General features: G+C 69.3%; 10 protein-coding genes. 4 read left to right on the top strand and 6 right to left on the bottom strand.

Annotation, left to right across the window (positions count from 1 at the left end; genetic code table 11):
• Window positions 1-18: 18 nt before the first annotated feature.
• On the bottom strand, window positions 19-1,527 hold the full coding sequence (locus tag ACFV15_RS26290; RefSeq protein WP_378353262.1) for a glutamate synthase subunit beta: 1,509 nt from the start codon (window positions 1,525-1,527) through the stop codon (window positions 19-21).
• Window positions 1,520-6,073 (bottom strand): glutamate synthase large subunit, encoded by a 4,554-nt coding sequence (gene gltB, locus ACFV15_RS26285; RefSeq protein ID WP_378353261.1) that lies wholly within the window; start codon window positions 6,071-6,073, stop codon window positions 1,520-1,522. Before gltB ends, ACFV15_RS26290 begins: the two co-directional genes overlap by 8 nt.
• Window positions 6,074-6,381: 308 nt before the next feature.
• On the opposite strand from gltB, the gene ACFV15_RS26280 reads away from it, so the two are divergent.
• The gene (locus ACFV15_RS26280) at window positions 6,382-7,170 is read left to right on the top strand and encodes an SDR family oxidoreductase (protein ID WP_378353260.1); all 789 of its coding nucleotides are present in this window, start codon (window positions 6,382-6,384) and stop codon (window positions 7,168-7,170) included.
• On the top strand, window positions 7,167-8,231 hold the full coding sequence (locus tag ACFV15_RS26275) for a diacylglycerol kinase (RefSeq protein ID WP_378353259.1): 1,065 nt from the start codon (window positions 7,167-7,169) through the stop codon (window positions 8,229-8,231). The genes ACFV15_RS26280 and ACFV15_RS26275 overlap by 4 nt, the downstream gene beginning before the upstream one ends.
• Here ACFV15_RS26275 and lgt read toward each other — a convergent pair.
• Window positions 8,175-9,215 (bottom strand): prolipoprotein diacylglyceryl transferase, encoded by a 1,041-nt coding sequence (lgt, locus tag ACFV15_RS26270; RefSeq protein ID WP_378353258.1) that lies wholly within the window; start codon window positions 9,213-9,215, stop codon window positions 8,175-8,177. The two genes, ACFV15_RS26275 and lgt, sit on opposite strands and share 57 nt — an antisense overlap.
• Before the next feature lie 98 nt (window positions 9,216-9,313).
• Here lgt and ACFV15_RS26265 point away from each other — a divergent pair, with 98 nt between their 5' ends.
• Entirely contained in the window at window positions 9,314-10,225 is a 912-nt protein-coding gene (locus tag ACFV15_RS26265) for a winged helix-turn-helix domain-containing protein (RefSeq protein WP_378353257.1), read from the top strand.
• A 32-nt stretch (window positions 10,226-10,257) separates the two neighbouring features.
• Here ACFV15_RS26265 and ACFV15_RS26260 read toward each other — a convergent pair whose 3' ends face one another.
• The 3 genes from ACFV15_RS26260 to ACFV15_RS26250 are packed head-to-tail and all read right to left on the bottom strand — an operon-like array spanning window position 10,258 to window position 13,948.
• The gene (locus ACFV15_RS26260) at window positions 10,258-11,424 is read right to left on the bottom strand and encodes a M20 family metallopeptidase (protein ID WP_378353256.1); all 1,167 of its coding nucleotides are present in this window, start codon (window positions 11,422-11,424) and stop codon (window positions 10,258-10,260) included.
• Complete coding sequence (locus ACFV15_RS26255) at window positions 11,421-12,554, bottom strand: amidohydrolase family protein (RefSeq protein WP_378353255.1); 1,134 nt, start codon at window positions 12,552-12,554, stop codon at window positions 11,421-11,423. Before ACFV15_RS26255 ends, ACFV15_RS26260 begins: the two co-directional genes overlap by 4 nt.
• Entirely contained in the window at window positions 12,551-13,948 is a 1,398-nt protein-coding gene (locus ACFV15_RS26250; protein WP_378353254.1) for an APC family permease, read from the bottom strand. Before ACFV15_RS26250 ends, ACFV15_RS26255 begins: the two co-directional genes overlap by 4 nt.
• Before the next feature lie 29 nt (window positions 13,949-13,977).
• Here ACFV15_RS26250 and ACFV15_RS26245 point away from each other — a divergent pair, with 29 nt between their 5' ends.
• Complete coding sequence (locus ACFV15_RS26245; protein ID WP_378353253.1) at window positions 13,978-15,297, top strand: glutamine synthetase family protein; 1,320 nt, start codon at window positions 13,978-13,980, stop codon at window positions 15,295-15,297.
• The last annotated feature ends 86 nt before the right edge of the window (window positions 15,298-15,383 follow it).

The raw sequence follows: 15,383 nt of genomic DNA, 5'->3' as shown, positions 1-15,383 counted from the left end.
CGCAACGCTCACGAGCCCTTAAACCACAGCCAACGGCAAGGCGGTCGGGTGGACCGGGGCCGGGAGGTCCGAGGCGCCGGTGAGGAAGGCGTCGACCGCGTGCGCGACCGAGCGGCCTTCCGCGATCGCCCACACGACAAGGGAAGCGCCGCGGTGGGCGTCGCCGCAGACGAAGACGCCCGGGGTTTCGGTCTGCCAGTCCGGGCCGCAGGAGAGCGTGCCGCGCGGGGTCAGCGACAACCCGAGTCCGTCGAGGAGCGCCATGTGCTCGACGCCCTCGAAGCCGATCGCCAGCAGGACCAGGTCCGCGGGCAGGGTCTCGATCTCGTCGTTGACCGGGATGACCTCGCGGCGGCCTGTCGCGCGGTCCTTCTGGACACGGACACGCTGCAGCTCGATCGAACGGACGTGGCCGTCGGAGTCGCCGACGAAACGCTTGACCGCGACCGCGAACTTGCGCTCGCCCGCCTCCTCGTGCGCGGCGTACGTGCGCAGGATGTACGGCCAGGTCGGCCACGGCGAACGGTCGTCGTCGCGGACCGAGGGCGGGGTCGGGTACTGGTCGAGCTGGGTGACCGAAAGCGCGCCCTGGCGGGTCGCGGTGCCGTACGAGTCGGCGCCGGTGTCGCCACCGCCGATGATGATCACGTGCTTGCCCTGAGCGTCCACAGGGGACGGTCCGTCGCCTTCGACCTGGCGGTTGGCGGGAACCAGGTGTTCCATCGCGAGGTGGATGCCCGCAAGCGAGCGGCCCTCGGTGGTCTTGTCGTCACGGCCACGCAACGCGCCGACGGCCAGCACCACCGCGTCGTACTGGGCTCGCAGGTCCTCAATGGACAGATCGACGCCGACCTCGCAGCCGGTGACGAACTTCGTGCCTTCCTTGCGCAGCTGGGTGAGCCTGCGGTCGAGGACCTTCTTCTCCATTTTGAACTCGGGGATGCCGTAGCGCAGCAGGCCGCCGAGCCGGTCGTCGCGCTCGTACACGGTCACCTCGTGACCGGCACGCGTCAGCTGCTGGGCCGCCGCGAGACCCGCCGGGCCGGAGCCGACGATGGCCACCTTCTGTCCCGATGAGACGGACGAGACCTGCGCCTGGACGTAGCCCGCTTCCCACGACTGGTCCGCGATCGTCTGCTCGACACGCTTGATCGAGACCGGGCCGCCTGACAGGTCCGAAATGGACAGTACGCATCCCGCCTCGCAGGGCGCGGGGCACAGCTTCCCGGTGAACTCTGGGAAGTTGTTAGTCGCGTGTAGACGGTCGCTCGCCGCTTCCCAGTCGCCGCGGCGGACCAGGTCGTTCCACTCGGGGATCAGGTTGCCCAGCGGGCACCCGGAACCGGACGAGTGACAGAACGGGATACCGCAGTCCATACAGCGCGAAGCCTGCTTGCGCACGGACTCGTTGCGCACCGCGGGCGGGATGTCCGCGTACACCTCGCCCCACGACGCGAGCCTGTCCTCAGTGGACTTCTTCTTCGGCTCTTCGCGGTCGTGCTTCAGAAAACCGGTCGGGTCAGCCACGAGCCGCCTCCATGATCGCCTCGTCGACATCGCGGCCAGCCGCGCGTGCCGCCTTCGCCGCGTCCAGCACCCGCTGGTAGTCACGCGGCATCACCTTGGTGAACGACGCCGACCGCCGGGGCCAGTCGCCGAGCAGTGAAGCCGCGACGGCCGAGCGGGTCAGGTCGTAATGCTTCTGCACGATCTTCTTCAGCCATGCCATGTCATCGGACTGCGGCTGCTGGAGATCGACCATCTCGTGGTTGACCTTCTTGCGGTCGAGGTCGAGCACGAACGCCACCCCGCCGGACATGCCGGCCGCCAGGTTGCGCCCGGTGGGCCCGAGCACCACGGCCCGGCCACCGGTCATGTACTCGAAGGCGTGGTCGCCAACGCCCTCGGCGACCACGGTCGCGCCCGAGTTCCGCACGCAGAACCGCTCGCCGACCTGACCGCGCAGGAACATCTCGCCCGCGGTCGCGCCGTACGCGAGCGTGTTGCCCGCGATGGTCTGCCGCTCGGCCGCGAACTTCGCGTCCGGGTGCGGGCGCACGATGATCCGCCCGCCGGACAGGCCCTTGCCCACGTAGTCGTTGGCGTCGCCGACCATGTCGAGCGTGATGCCGCGCGGCAGGAACGCGCCGAGCGACTGCCCGGCCGAACCGGTGAGCACCACGTTGATCGTGTCCTCCGGCAGGCCTTCGCCTCCGTAGCGCCGGGTGATCTCGGAGCCGAGCAGCGTGCCGACCGTCCGGTTCACGTTGCGCACCGGCAGTTCGAGCTTGACCGGGTGCGCGTCCTCGAGCGAGGCCTCGGCGAGCTGGATCAGCGTGCGGTCGAGCGCGTGCTCGAGCCCGTGGTCCTGCCCGCGCGTGCGCCGCCTCGCGCCGCCGTACGGGGTCTCGGACGGCATCTCGAAGATCGGCTTGAGGTCGAGCCCGGAGGCCTTCCAGTGCTGGACGGCCTCGTCGGTGTCGAGGAACTCGGCGTGCCCGATGGCCTCGTCGAGCGACCGGAAACCCAGTGAAGCCAACGTTTCCCGGACTTCCTGCGCGACGAACTTGAAGAAGTTCACCACGTGGTCGACCTGGCCGGTGTACCGCTTGCGCAGCTCCGGGTTCTGGGTCGCGACGCCGACCGGGCAAGTGTCCAAATGACACACCCGCATCATCACGCAGCCCGCGACGACGAGCGGCGCGGTCGCGAAACCGTACTCCTCGGCGCCGAGCAGCGCCGCGATCACGACGTCCTTGCCGGTCTTCATCGCGCCGTCCACCTGCACGGTGATCCGGTCACGCAAACCGTTGAGCAGCAACGTCTGCTGCGTCTCGGCGAGGCCGATCTCCCACGGCGTGCCCGCGTGCTTGAGCGAGTTCATCGGCGAAGCGCCGGTGCCGCCGTCGTGGCCGGAGATGAGCACGACGTCCGCGTGCGCCTTGGACACACCGGCCGCGACCGTGCCGACACCCAGTGAAGACACCAGCTTCACGTGGATCCGTGCCTGCTCGTTCGCGTTCTTCAGGTCGTGAATGAGCTGAGCGAGGTCCTCAATGGAGTAAATGTCGTGGTGCGGCGGCGGGGAAATCAGCCCGACGCCCGGTGTGGAGTGCCGGGTCCGCGCGATCCACGGGTACACCTTGTTCGGCGGCAGCTGACCGCCCTCGCCCGGCTTGGCGCCCTGCGCCATCTTGATCTGAATGTCGTCGGCGTTGACCAGGTACTCGCTCGTGACACCGAACCGTCCACTCGCGACCTGCTTGATCGCGCTGCGCCGCTCGGGGTCGTAGAGCCGCTCCGGGTCCTCGCCACCCTCGCCGGTGTTCGACCGGCCGCCGATGCGATTCATGGCGATGGCCAGTGTTTCGTGTGACTCGGCCGAAATCGAGCCGTAGGACATCGCGCCGGTGTTGAACCGCTTGCAGATCGCCTCGACCGACTCGACCTCGTCGACCGGGATCGGCTCGCGGGTGGTCTTGAACGCGAACAGCCCGCGCAGCGTGCCGCCCTCGCGGTAGAGCCGGTGCACCTCGTCGGAGTACTTGCGGTACACCTCTTCGCGGCCGGTCTTGCTGGCGTGCTGCAGCAGGAACACGGTCTCCGGGGTGAACAGGTGCAGCTCGCCCTCGCGGCGGTACGCGTACTCGCCGCCGGTGTCGAGCCTGCGGTGCACCCGGTCGGTCGGGTTGTCCGGATACGCGCGGCGGTGCCGCACGGCCACCTCTTCGGCCAGCACGTCGAGCGCGACGCCACCGAGCTTCGAGACCGTGCCGGTGAAGTACTCGTCGAGCAGTTCCTGTGACAGGCCGAAGGATTCGAACGCCTGCGCCGCGGTGTACGCGCCGACGGTCGAGATGCCCATCTTGGACATGATCTTCAGTACGCCCTTGACCAGCGCCTGCACGTAGTTGCGGATGGCCTTGATCGGCTCCATCTGCGGCAGCGCGCCGGTGGCGATCAAGTCCTCGATGGACTCGAAGGCCAGGTACGGGTTGACGGCCGCGGCGCCGTAGCCGAGCAGCAGCGCGATGTGGTGCACCTCGCGGGCGTCGCCGCTCTCGACGACCAGCGCGACGCGCAGCCTTTCCTTGGTGCGCACCAGATGGTGGTGCACCGCGGACACGAGCAGCAGCGACGGGATCGGCGCCATCCGGTGGTCGGAGTCCCGGTCGGACAGCACCAGCGTGCGCGCGCCAGCCGAGATGGCCTCGGACGCCTCACGCCGGACCCGCTCGATCGCGTCGGCCAGCGCCTCGGCTCCTCCGTCCACTTCGTACAGTCCGGAAAGGACGGAGCAGGAGAACCCCGGCAGGTCGCCGTCGTCGTTGATGTGGATGAGCTTGGCGAGCTCGTCGTTGTCGATGACCGGGTACGGCAGCTGGATGTGGCGACAGGACGCGGGGCCCGGCTCCAGCAGGTTCTGCTCCGGGCCCATGATGCGCTTCATCGAGGTGACGAGCTCTTCGCGAATCGCGTCCAGCGGCGGGTTCGTGACCTGCGCGAAGTTCTGCTTGAAGTAGTCGTAGAGCAGCCGGGATCGCTGCGACAGCACCGCGGGCGGGGTGTCGGTGCCCATCGAGCCGAGCGGCTCGGCACCCTTCTCGCCCATCGGCGCGAGCAGGATCTTCAGCTCTTCTTCGGTGTAGCCGAAGGACTGCTGGCGGCGCAGCACGGAGTCGTGGCTCTGCACGATGTGGTCGCGGTCGGGCAGCTCGGCGATCTGCAGCAGCCCGGCGTGCAACCAACTTTCGTAGGGAAGTTGCCTGGCGAGTTCGGACTTGACCTCGTCGTCGTTGACGATCCGCCCGGCCTCGGTGTCCACCAGGAACATCCGGCCCGGCTTCAACCGTCCCTTCGCGACGACGTCGGCGGGTGCGACGTCGAGCACGCCCGCCTCGCTGGCGAGCACGACGCGGCCGTCGGCGGTCTGCCACCAGCGCGCCGGGCGCAGGCCGTTGCGGTCGAGCACCGCGCCGACCAGCGTGCCGTCGGTGAAGGTGACACAGGCGGGGCCGTCCCACGGCTCCATCAGGCTGGCGTGGAACTTGTAGAACGCGCGCCGCGCCGGGTCCATGGTGGTGTGGTTCTCCCACGCCTCCGGGATCATCATCAGCACCGCGTGCGGCAGGGTGCGGCCGCCGAGGTGCAGCAGCTCCAGCACCTCGTCGAAGGAGGCGGAGTCGGACGCGTCGGCGGAGCAGATCGGGAAGAGCCTGTTCAGGTCGCCGGGCACCAGCGTCGACTCGAGCAGCGCCTCACGGGCGCGCATGCGGTTGCGGTTGCCGCGGATGGTGTTGATCTCGCCGTTGTGCGCGACGAACCGGAACGGGTGCGCGAGCGGCCACGACGGGAAGGTGTTGGTCGAGAACCGCGAGTGCACCAGCGCGATGGCGCTGGCCAGCCGGGTGTCGGCCAGGTCGGTGAAGAACAGCGGGAGCTGCTCGGGGGTGAGCATTCCCTTGTAGACCAGCGTGCGCGACGACAGCGACGAGAAGTAGGTGCCGACGCCCGCGGCCTCGGTCTCGTGCTCGGCGCGTTTGCGCAGGCAGAACGCGAGCCGGTCCAGTTCGAGCCCGCTCGGGCCGAGTCCGTGCCCCGCCACGAACAACATGGCGAAATGCGGCATGACCGACCGCGCCGTCGGGCCGAGATAGGCCTTGTCAGGATCGATCGGCACCTCGCGCCAGCCGAGTACGTTCAAGCCCTCTTCGGTCGCGACCTGCTCGATGAGCTCGACGGCCTTGCGACGGTCTTCGGTGCCGGCGGGCAGGAACGCGATCCCGGCCGCGTAACGGTGTTTTCCTTGCTCGGCCTCAGGAAGCTCGAAGTCGACCTCGTCGCGAAGCAGCTCGTCAGGCAGCTGCAGGAGGATGCCGGCGCCGTCGCCGCTGGTCGGCTCGGCGCCCGCGGCACCGCGGTGGTCAAGGTTGGTGAGGGCGGCCAGTCCGTCGGTGACGATGCCATGGGTGCGTCGCCCATGGATGTCGGCGACCATGGCGACGCCGCAGGAGTCCTGCTCGGCGGCGGGATCGTAAAGACCCTGCTTCTCGGGCATGGCGGAGAAGATCATGAAGGGACCTCCTTCGTCGTATTCGTGCTCAGTGGTGGAAATCCCCAGGTCCAGTGCGCACGGGACGACGATGGCCCGCTCGTTAGCGCGACTTTAACACCCAGGAAACGTATCGGCAGCATGAGATGCGACGCACTGTTCACCTGAACGGTAACGATCTGGATGGTCAGAACGACGTCGTTCTTGATGTCACGCGAGTGCTTCGTACCGCTAAGTATAGGTCGCGCTCGATCCTTCCGATCGTAACGCCCCGGCCCCTCTTCTTCAGTGCGGGATTTCCACAGTAGAACGTGTTACAGTTTTGCCCCATGATCCTGGACCGTTTCCAGCTCACCGGGCAGGTCGCCGTGGTCACCGGCGCCGGACGAGGGATCGGCGCGGCCACCGCGGTCGCGCTGGCCGAAGCGGGCGCCGACGTGGTGATCGCCTCCCGCACCCGTGATCAGCTCGACCTCGTCGCCAAGCAGGTCGAAGCCACCGGACGCCGCGCGCACGTGGTCGCGGCCGACCTGAGCGACCCGGCCAAAGCCGCCGAACTCGCACAGGCCGCGACAGAAGCGTTCGGCAGGCTCGACATCGTCGTCAACAACGTGGGCGGGACCTATCCCCGCCCGATACTCGAAACGTCGACCGACTTCCTCGAAGAAGCCTTTCGTTTCAACGTTTCCACCGCGCACGCGCTCACCGTGGCCGCCGCACCCGCCATGCTCGGGGGCGACGGCGGCGCGGTCGTCAACATCTCGTCGGTGATGGGCAGGCTCGCCGGGCGCGGCTTTCTCGCCTACGGCACCGCGAAAGGCGCTCTCGCGCAGTACACCCGGCTCGCCGCGACGGACCTCGCGCCGCGCATCAGGGTCAACGCGATCTCGGTCGGCTCGGTCGCGACGTCCGCTTTGGACATCGTGGTCAACAACCCCGAGCTGCGCGGGAAAATGGAGGACGCCACTCCCCTGCGCCGGATCGGCGAGGCCGAAGACATCGCCGCCACCATCGTCTATCTCGTGTCACGAGCCGGGCAGTTCGTCACCGGCAAAGTGTTCGAAGTGGACGGTGGACTGCAAACACCCAACCTGGAACTGGGGCTGCCCGACCTATGAAGATCGTTCAGTGGAGCACGGGAAACGTCGGCAGGCACGCGATCGCGGGCATCGACGCCAGGCCGGATCTCGAACTGGCAGGCGTCTGGGTGTCCTCAAAGGACAAAGAAGGCAAGGACGCCGGTGAGCTGGCCGGTCTCGGCAGGACGCTCGGCGTCACCGCGACCACGGATGCCGACGCGCTGCTGGCGTTGAAACCGGACTGCGTCGTCTACACCGCGATGGCCGACGACCGGCTGATGGAAGCCGTCGAAGACCTCAAGCGGTTCCTCGCGGCCGGCATCAACGTCGTCTCCAGCAGCCCGGTGTTCCTGCAGTACCCCGACGGCGTCGTGCCGCCCGAACTGAGCGACCCGATCAGGGAGGCCGCGCGGGCGGGCGGAGCTTCGCTGTGGGTCAACGGCGTCGACCCCGGTTTCGCCAACGACTGGCTGCCGCTCGTGCTGACCGGGGTGTGCGAGCGCATCGAAGAGGTGCGCTGCCTGGAGATCCTCGACTACTCGACGTACGACAACGGCAAGGTGCTGTTCGACATCATGGGCTTCGGCAAGCCGATGGACGAGCTGCCATTGCTGCTGCAGCCCGGCGTGCTCAGCCTCGCCTGGGGCAGTGTCGTGCGTCAGCTCGCGGCCGGCCTGGACGTCGAACTCGACTCGGTCGAGGAGAGCTACGAGCGCCTGCCCGCGCCGGAGACGTTCGAGATCGCGTCCGGGACGATCGAGGAGGGCACCGTGGCGGCGCTGCACTTCGAGGTGCGGGGCATGCTCGGCGGCCGCCCGGTCTGCGTGCTCGAGCACATCACGCGGCTGCGGCCCGATCTCGGCCCCGACTGGCAGCAGCCGACCGGCCAGGGGTGCTATCGCGTGCAGGTCACCGGCGAGCCGAACTACACGCTCGACCTGCGGCTGCTCGGCACCGACGGCGACCACAACACGGCCGGGCTCAAGGCCACCGCGATGCGACTGGTGAACGCGATCCCGGCCGTGGTGGCGGCGCCTCCGGGGCTACTGACCGCCCTCGACCTTCCGCTCGTCACCGGCCGGGGCCTCGTCCGGCGCTGACGCACCGGCCGTGACGTCGGCCGGCTCTTCGTCGGCCTTCTTCTCGGGCTCTTCGACCGGCGTCTCCGGACTGTCCACAGTGTCTTCGGCGTCGTCGGGATCATTGCCGCGCAAGGTTTCCGGCGCCTCGCGCGGCCCCTTCTTCTTGGCGAGCACGAGGTAGACGACCGCGCCGACGAACACCAGCAGCGAGACCCACACATTGACCCGCAGGCCGAAGATGTGGTTCGCGGAGTCCGAGCGCATGTTCTCGATCCAGAACCGGCCCGCCGTGTAGCCCGCGACGTACACCGCGAACGCGCGGCCGTGCCCGAGCCTGAACTTCTTGTCGGCCCAGACCACGAGCAGCGCGACGCCGAGGTTCCACAGCAGCTCGTAGAGGAAGGTCGGGTGCACGGGGCTGTCGGCCAGCGGCACGTGCCCGACCGCGACACCGCCGAGCAGGTCACGGTTGCCCGCGGCGTCGATGCGTTCGTAGATCTCCAGGCCCCACGGCAGGTCCGTGTGGTCGCCGTAGAGCTCCTGGTTGAAGTAGTTGCCGAGCCGCCCGATCGCCTGCGCGACCACGATCGCGGGCGCGAGCGTGTCGGCCATCGCGGCCAGCGGGATGCCCTTGCGCTTGCACGCGATCCACGCGCCGACCGCGCCGAGCGCGATCGCGCCCCAGATGCCCAGGCCGCCGTCCCAGATGCGCAGCGCGTTCAGCGGGTTCTTGCCCTCGCCGAAGTAGAGCTGATTGTCGGTGATGACGTGGTACAGCCTGCCGCCGACCAGGCCGAACGGCACCGCGAACACGGCGATGTCGACGACCGCGCCCTTCGAGCCGCCGCGCGCGATCCAGCGGCGCTCGCCCCACCAGAGCGCCACCACGATGCCCGCGATGATGCACAGCGCGTAGGCCCGGATCGGGATCGGCCCGAGATGCCATACCCCGCGATCAGGGCTGGGGATCGTGGCCAGTAACGGAGCGGCAGCGGAAATCACGGGGTCACCGTAACGTGCCGCGCCCACCCCCGGGAGGAGAACACCCCGGTGAGCCTCCCGGCAAACGATTGCCGGGTACGATGGCCGTGGGGGAATCCATGGTCCTGCGCATCGTTTTCACACGTGACGACCTGAGTCGCGTCCGGGTCGCCGAGCACCCGCACCCGCTCTGGGAACTGGTGCTGGGCATCAATACGCTGCACAGCCACACCGCCCCCGAGCGCTTCCGGCCCTGGCGCGCCTCGGCCGACGCCGGCCGGATCGCCGCGCTCGCCCCGCCGGGCACCTCGTTCCCCGACTTCCTCACCCCGCCGCTCGACGACGCCGACATCGATGCGCACTTCGACGCGATGCTCCACCTCCCGAAACGCTCGGTCCGCAAGGACCTGGAGCTCACCTACGGCTCGACGGTCCCGGACTGGGCCCGCGAAGCACACGACACCGGCCGCCTGGACGGGCTGGTCGCCGGCCTGCGCGACTTCCACGAGTCGGCGCTGCTGACCCGCTGGCCCGACGTGCGCCGGGCCGTCGAGGCGGACCGGGCGCTGCGTGCCAGGCAGGCGCTGAGCACCGGCGTCGACGGCCTCCTGAACGGGCTGCACCCGTCGATCCGCTGGCGCTACCCGGTGCTGGAGGCCGATTACCTCTGCGACCACACGATCCACCTCCGCGGCCGCGGCCTCACCCTGGTGCCCGCGTCCTTCTGCTGGGGCGCGCCGGTGACGATGGTCGACCCCGAGCAGCCGCCGGTGCTCGTCTACCCGTGCGCCGACCTCGGCCAGTCCAGCACGCTCGGGCGGCTGCTGGGCTCGGAGCGGGCCCGCGTGCTGACCGAACTCCAGGTCGCCTCGTCGGCGACCCAGCTGGCCATCCGGCTCGGCGTCCCGCAGTCGACGATCTGGGCGCACCTCGAGGTCCTGCGCGACGCCGGCCTGCTCACCACGCGCCGCGCGGGCCAGAGCGTCCGGCTCACCCTGACCAAGCTCGGCCACCGCCTGCTCGGGTCGTGAGTGGTACGGCCGGTTCTAACCGGTCAAAACACTCACGACCCCAGAGCGGCGAGGTAGCCCGCGACCAGCGCTGTGGCGACCAGTTCGATGGACGAGTCGGGTGGCAGGAAGCGTTCGTCGTGCAAGGTCGGCGCGCCCGCCGAGTCGCCGAGGCCGACGAACATCATCAGCCCGCGCGTCGAGCCGCAGTAGTGCGCGAAGTCGTCCGCGCCGAAGGACCGGAACGCCGTGTCGACCGTGACACCGCCGCCCGTCAGCCACCCGGCGGCGCCGAGCGCGAGCGCGGAGTCGTTCTGCAGCACCGGCTCGCACGGCATGATGCGCAGTTCGGCCTCGCAGCCGTAGGCGCGGGCGGTGCCGTGGACGATCTCGCGGAGGTTGGCCAACGCGGCTTCACGGTCCGAGTCGCGCATCACGCGCAGTGAGCCGAGTGCCGTCGCCTGGTTGGGGACGATGTTCGCGGCCGTGCCCGACTGGATGCGCCCGACCGAGCAGACCGCCCCGGAGACCGGGTCGATCCGCCGGGACGCGATCTGCTGGAGGCTCACGACGATCTGGGCCAGCGCCAGAATCGGGTCGCGCAGCAGGTGCGGGTAGCCCGCGTGGCCGCCGTGGCCGGTGACGACCACCTCGAACTCGTCGGTCGACGCGTTGATCGGGCCGGGCACCACCGAGACCACGCCCGCGGGCAACCGCGGCTGCACATGGGCGCCGATGACCGCGGTGACCTGCTGGTCGCGCAGCATTCCCGAGTCGACGATGTCCAGCGCACCCGACGGCGGCGTCTCCTCGCGCGGTTGCAGCAACGCGAGAATCGGTTGTGGCAAGTCGATTTCGGCAGCCGCGCGGCACACCGCGACCAAGGCGGCCAGGTGCACGTCGTGCCCGCACGCGTGCATCAAGTCCGTTTCGGACGCCCAGGCGACGCCGGTCCGTTCGAGCACCGGCAGCGCGTCGAGTTCCGCGCGCAACGCCACCGCGGGGCCGTCGGGCGAGCCCAGCCGCAGCGCGCGGCCGGTCTTCGCGACGCGCAGGCTTTCACCCGCTGGCATGGCTTCGAGCACCGCGAGCGCGGTGTCCTCCTCGTCGCCGGAGATGCGGGGGTCGGCGTGCAGACGATGGCGCAACGTCGTCGCGAAGGGGAGTTCGTGAGACACGGCGGCGCGCCAATCCGCCCAGAGTCCGTGCAAGTCGTTCATTCTGCCAACCGGTATACACGACGGGCGTTTTCGAAGCAGGCGAGTGACGCGGTCCGCAGTGCGTCCTCTTCGGACCATTCGTCCGCTTCGAGTCCCGCCGACAGGAAATCCGAGAGCCCGCGCCGGAAGAACAGCGTGCCCAGGTGGTACAGCTCGGCGAGGCCGAACGCGTCCGTGGAGAACAGGAACTTCCCGAACGGCACCAGCTCCAGCGTCTCCGCGATCACCGCGGACGACCGGTAGCCCGTGTTGTGCGTCGCGAGCCCGACGTCGACGAACACGTGCTCGAAGACCTGCGCGAGGTACGCGGCGTTGCGGTGGAACGGATAGTTGTGCAGCAACAGGATCGGCACACCCGACGAGCGCGTCGACCGCAGCAGGTCGGTCAGCAGCAGCGGGTCGCACCGGTGCAGGTCGACGTCCGAGTCGCCGTAGCCGACGTGCAGCTGGACCGGCAGCCGCAGATCGATCGCGGTCCAGATGAGGAACCGGTGCAGTACCTCGTCGACCAGCCTGACCTCGTCGCCGGTGTCCACTTTGGCCAGCCAGCTGCCCGCGGCCTCGGCGACCTCCGCCGCGCTCGGGCGCTCCCCCGCGAGCGCGAGGCCGACCCGGTAGGCCGCGATCGACTTGACCCCGGCGGCGCCCGCCGCGCGACGGGCCAGCTCGGCGGCGAACGCGTCGCCGAAACCGCTCGCCGTGGTGCCGCCGCGGACCACGTCCTCGGCGACCACCTCCAGCCGGACGATGTCGTGTGCCCGCGCGCCCGCGAGCCCGGCGAGCTGCTTGGTCGTGGTCAGCCTGTCGGGCTGGAATCCGCCGTCGACCAGGAAGTCCGTGATGCCGGTGGCGCGCAGGAAGCGCCGGTTGACCTCGTCGGCGCCGAGTTCGGCGCGGCGCTCGAGGTATTCGGCGGCCGGCGCGCGGGTCGGCAGGTCGAGCACCGGCGCGCACCAGCGGCGCACCGCGAGCCCGATCAGCGACTCGAACACGGTCGTGCCCAGCGGGGACACCGTGTCGGCCTCGGTGAGCATCTCCTCGAAGCCCGCGCGGTCCAGTTCCGCGGTGACCAGGCCGTGGCAGTGGTGATCCACCAACGGCAGATCCTCCACGAAAGGCAGTACCGTCACGCTCCTCCTTCGGCGAGGGACAACCGCTCCCCCACTCGACGGGCGAACGCTGGCCTGGCGAGCACAGCCACGACGGCGAGCACGAGCACCGTCGCGGCGACCACCGGGAACCATTGTGCCGGACCTGACTCCGGATAGGGGATGACATTGACATAGACCGTGTATCCGAGCAGCACGAGTGCACAGAGTGGGAAAACGAGCTGCCAGCGCGGCACGGCGAGCTTGCGCTGGATGAACACGAGCCGGATCGAGCCGAGTGTCGTGAGCAGGTAGACGATCAGCAGAATCAGCGTCCCGATGGACCCTGACCAGGCGAAAGTGTCCGCCGGAGTGGCACCGAAGAACACCGCGCAGACCACGATGATCAGCGCGGCGAGTCCGGTGACGACGGTCGCCGAGACCGCGGGCGCGCCGTTCTCGGAGGTCTTGGCGACCCCACGGCCCTCGAAGGCGTCCCGGCCGAGCGCGAAGAGCAGCCGCGACCCGCCGACCACGCAGGCTAGGCAGCAGCCGAACGCGCTGACGGCCGCGCCGAGCGTGATCACATCGCCGACCCACGCGCCGACATAGGCCGTTCCGAGGTCACCGAGCAGCGACGGTGAATCGTGGAATTTCGCCGCGTCAGAGCCGAAAGCGAGCATCTCGACCGCGGTGACCACGACGAAGAACACCCCGCCGAACAAGGCCGTCCACAGTATCGCGCGCGGGATGCTGCGCTTCGGGTCACGCGTCTCCTCGCCGAGCGTCGCGGCCGCTTCGAACCCGGCGAACGAGAGGAACCCGAACACCGCACCCAAGAAGAGGCCGGACGGTCCGGTTTCGGGTTGGAATACGTCAAGTCGCACCTCGGAGCGCGAGCCCAGCCGGACCGCGATGATCACCGTGATCAGCAGGATGACCGCGACCGTCAGGCACTCGACGATCAGCAGCAGGCTCGTGCCGCGCTTCGCGGGCACCACCGCGAGCAGCAAGGCGCCCGCCAGCGCGACGCCGGTCAACGCGAACGGCGCCCACGAGGGCGGGTTCGCCCAGACCCCCATCTGGGTGAGGAACGCGGTGCCCAGGTTGCCCGCCGCCGAGCAGGTGACCACGGCGTAGAAGGTGTACGTCCCCAGCAGGCCGATCCCGGACACCACCCCGGCGCGCGGCCCGAGCGTCGACCCGACGAAGGCGTACACGGACCCGGCGTGCTGGTAGTACTGGCACATCCGGACGAATCCGTAGGCCACCAGCAGCACGCCGACGGCCGAGAGCAGGAACGCCAGCGGGACGGCGCGCCCGGCCGCGGCCGCGGTTTGCTGCGGGTTGATGTTCGCGGCCATGCTGGGTGCCATGAGTGCGACGGACAGGCCCACGGCCTGCCAGACCGACAGTGTGCGCTTGAGTCCGGACATGACCCGCATTCAACCGCGATAGGGGAGCCATGAGCGAGTTCGATCGGGCAGCCATTGAGGCAAGGGCCCAGGAATTGACCGGCCCGCTGGCCGCGCAGGGTGTGGAACTGGTCGCGACCACGTTCGTCGACAACAGCGGCATCGTCCGCACCAAGGCGGTCCCGCTGCGCAAGCTGGCCGAAGCCGCCGCCTGGGGCGTCGGCGCGTCGAACTCGTTCGACTTCTTCCTGTTCAACGACGAGATCACCGGCGGGCGGTACTCCCGCGGTCCCGTCGGCGACCTGCGGCTGCACCCGGACCTGGACCGGCTGACCGTGCTCACCGCGCAGCCGGGCTGGGCGTGGGCACCCGGCGACCGGCGCACCCAGGACGGCGCGGTCCACCCGCAGGACGCGCGCGGCCTCGCGAAACACGCCACGCGGATGCTCGGCACCCGCGGTTTCACCGTCGAGCTGGCCTTCGAGGTCGAGTGGATGGCCGTGCTGGACGAGCCGGTCGGCGGTCCCGCGTACGGGTACACCCGGCTTTCCGAGCACGCGGACTACCTGCGCGCCGTCGTGTCCGCTTTGGACGGTCAGGGGGTCGAGGTCGAGCAGATCCATCCCGAGTACGCGGCAGGCCAGTTCGAACTGTCCGTCCGCGCGGAGGACCCGCTCGGCGCGGCGGACACGCTGGTGCTGGTCAGGGAGACGATCCGCAAGGTCAGCCAGTCGCACGGGCTGCGCGCGTCGTTCACGCCGAAGTTCGCGCCTGAGGGCGTCGGCAATGGCGGACACGTGCATTTGAGCGTGTCCGCCGGTGGCGAGAACCTGTTCGGCGGCGGGGACAGGCGGTTCGGGATGACCGCGCTCGCGGAGGGTTTCAGTGCCGGGATCCTTCGGCGCCTGCCCGCTTTGATGGCGATCGGCACGCCTTCGGTGGTCAGCTACCTGCGGCTCGAACCGCACCACTGGGCCGGGGTGTATCGCTGCTGGGGCTTGGAAAACCGCGAGGCGCCGCTGCGGCTGATCGCGGGGCGCTCACCCAATCTCGAGGTCAAGTGTTTCGACCTGACCGCGAATCCGTATCTCGTGGTCGCCGCGCTGCTGTTCGCCGGACTCGACGGAATGCTCGGCCACGCGGAACTGCCGGAGCCACTCGACGTCGACCCCGGCACCCTCCCCGACGCGGAACGCCTGCCGTCCACGCTGGCCGAGGCCGTCGCCGCGTTCGAGTCGGACGAGCTGCTGAACTCCACTTTCGGCGCCGAACTGGCGACGACACTGGTGGATGTCCGCAAGGGCGAGATCCGCGCCTGCGAAGGACTTTCGCCTGACGAGATAACGAAAGCCCGCCGCTGGCTGCCTTGATCGGGGTCGTGAGTGTTTAGACCGGTTAGAACCCAATGCCGGGTAGTTAAGGCTTGGCCTGCGTTGTCAATCGGCACGTGAGCGAG

It is taken from the genome of Amycolatopsis sp. NPDC059657 (genome assembly GCF_042734395.1).
Lineage (GTDB): Bacteria > Actinomycetota > Actinomycetes > Mycobacteriales > Pseudonocardiaceae > Amycolatopsis.
Note: the sequence above shows the minus strand (reverse complement) of the source record. Positions and strands in the feature narration are given on the sequence as shown.

Bases quoted from the DNA above. Each gene is read 5' to 3' on its own strand.
- ACFV15_RS26275 (WP_378353259.1), top strand. From the start codon at position 7,167: ATGAAGATCGTTCAGTGGAGCACGGGAAACGTCGGCAGGCACGCGATC.
- ACFV15_RS26260 (WP_378353256.1), bottom strand. From the start codon at position 11,424: ATGAACGACTTGCACGGACTCTGGGCGGATTGGCGCGCCGCCGTGTCT.
- ACFV15_RS26245 (WP_378353253.1), top strand. From the start codon at position 13,978: ATGAGCGAGTTCGATCGGGCAGCCATTGAGGCAAGGGCCCAGGAATTG.
- gltB (WP_378353261.1), bottom strand. From the start codon at position 6,073: ATGATCTTCTCCGCCATGCCCGAGAAGCAGGGTCTTTACGATCCCGCC.
- ACFV15_RS26280 (WP_378353260.1), top strand. From the start codon at position 6,382: ATGATCCTGGACCGTTTCCAGCTCACCGGGCAGGTCGCCGTGGTCACC.
- ACFV15_RS26250 (WP_378353254.1), bottom strand. From the start codon at position 13,948: ATGTCCGGACTCAAGCGCACACTGTCGGTCTGGCAGGCCGTGGGCCTG.
- ACFV15_RS26265 (WP_378353257.1), top strand. From the start codon at position 9,314: ATGGTCCTGCGCATCGTTTTCACACGTGACGACCTGAGTCGCGTCCGG.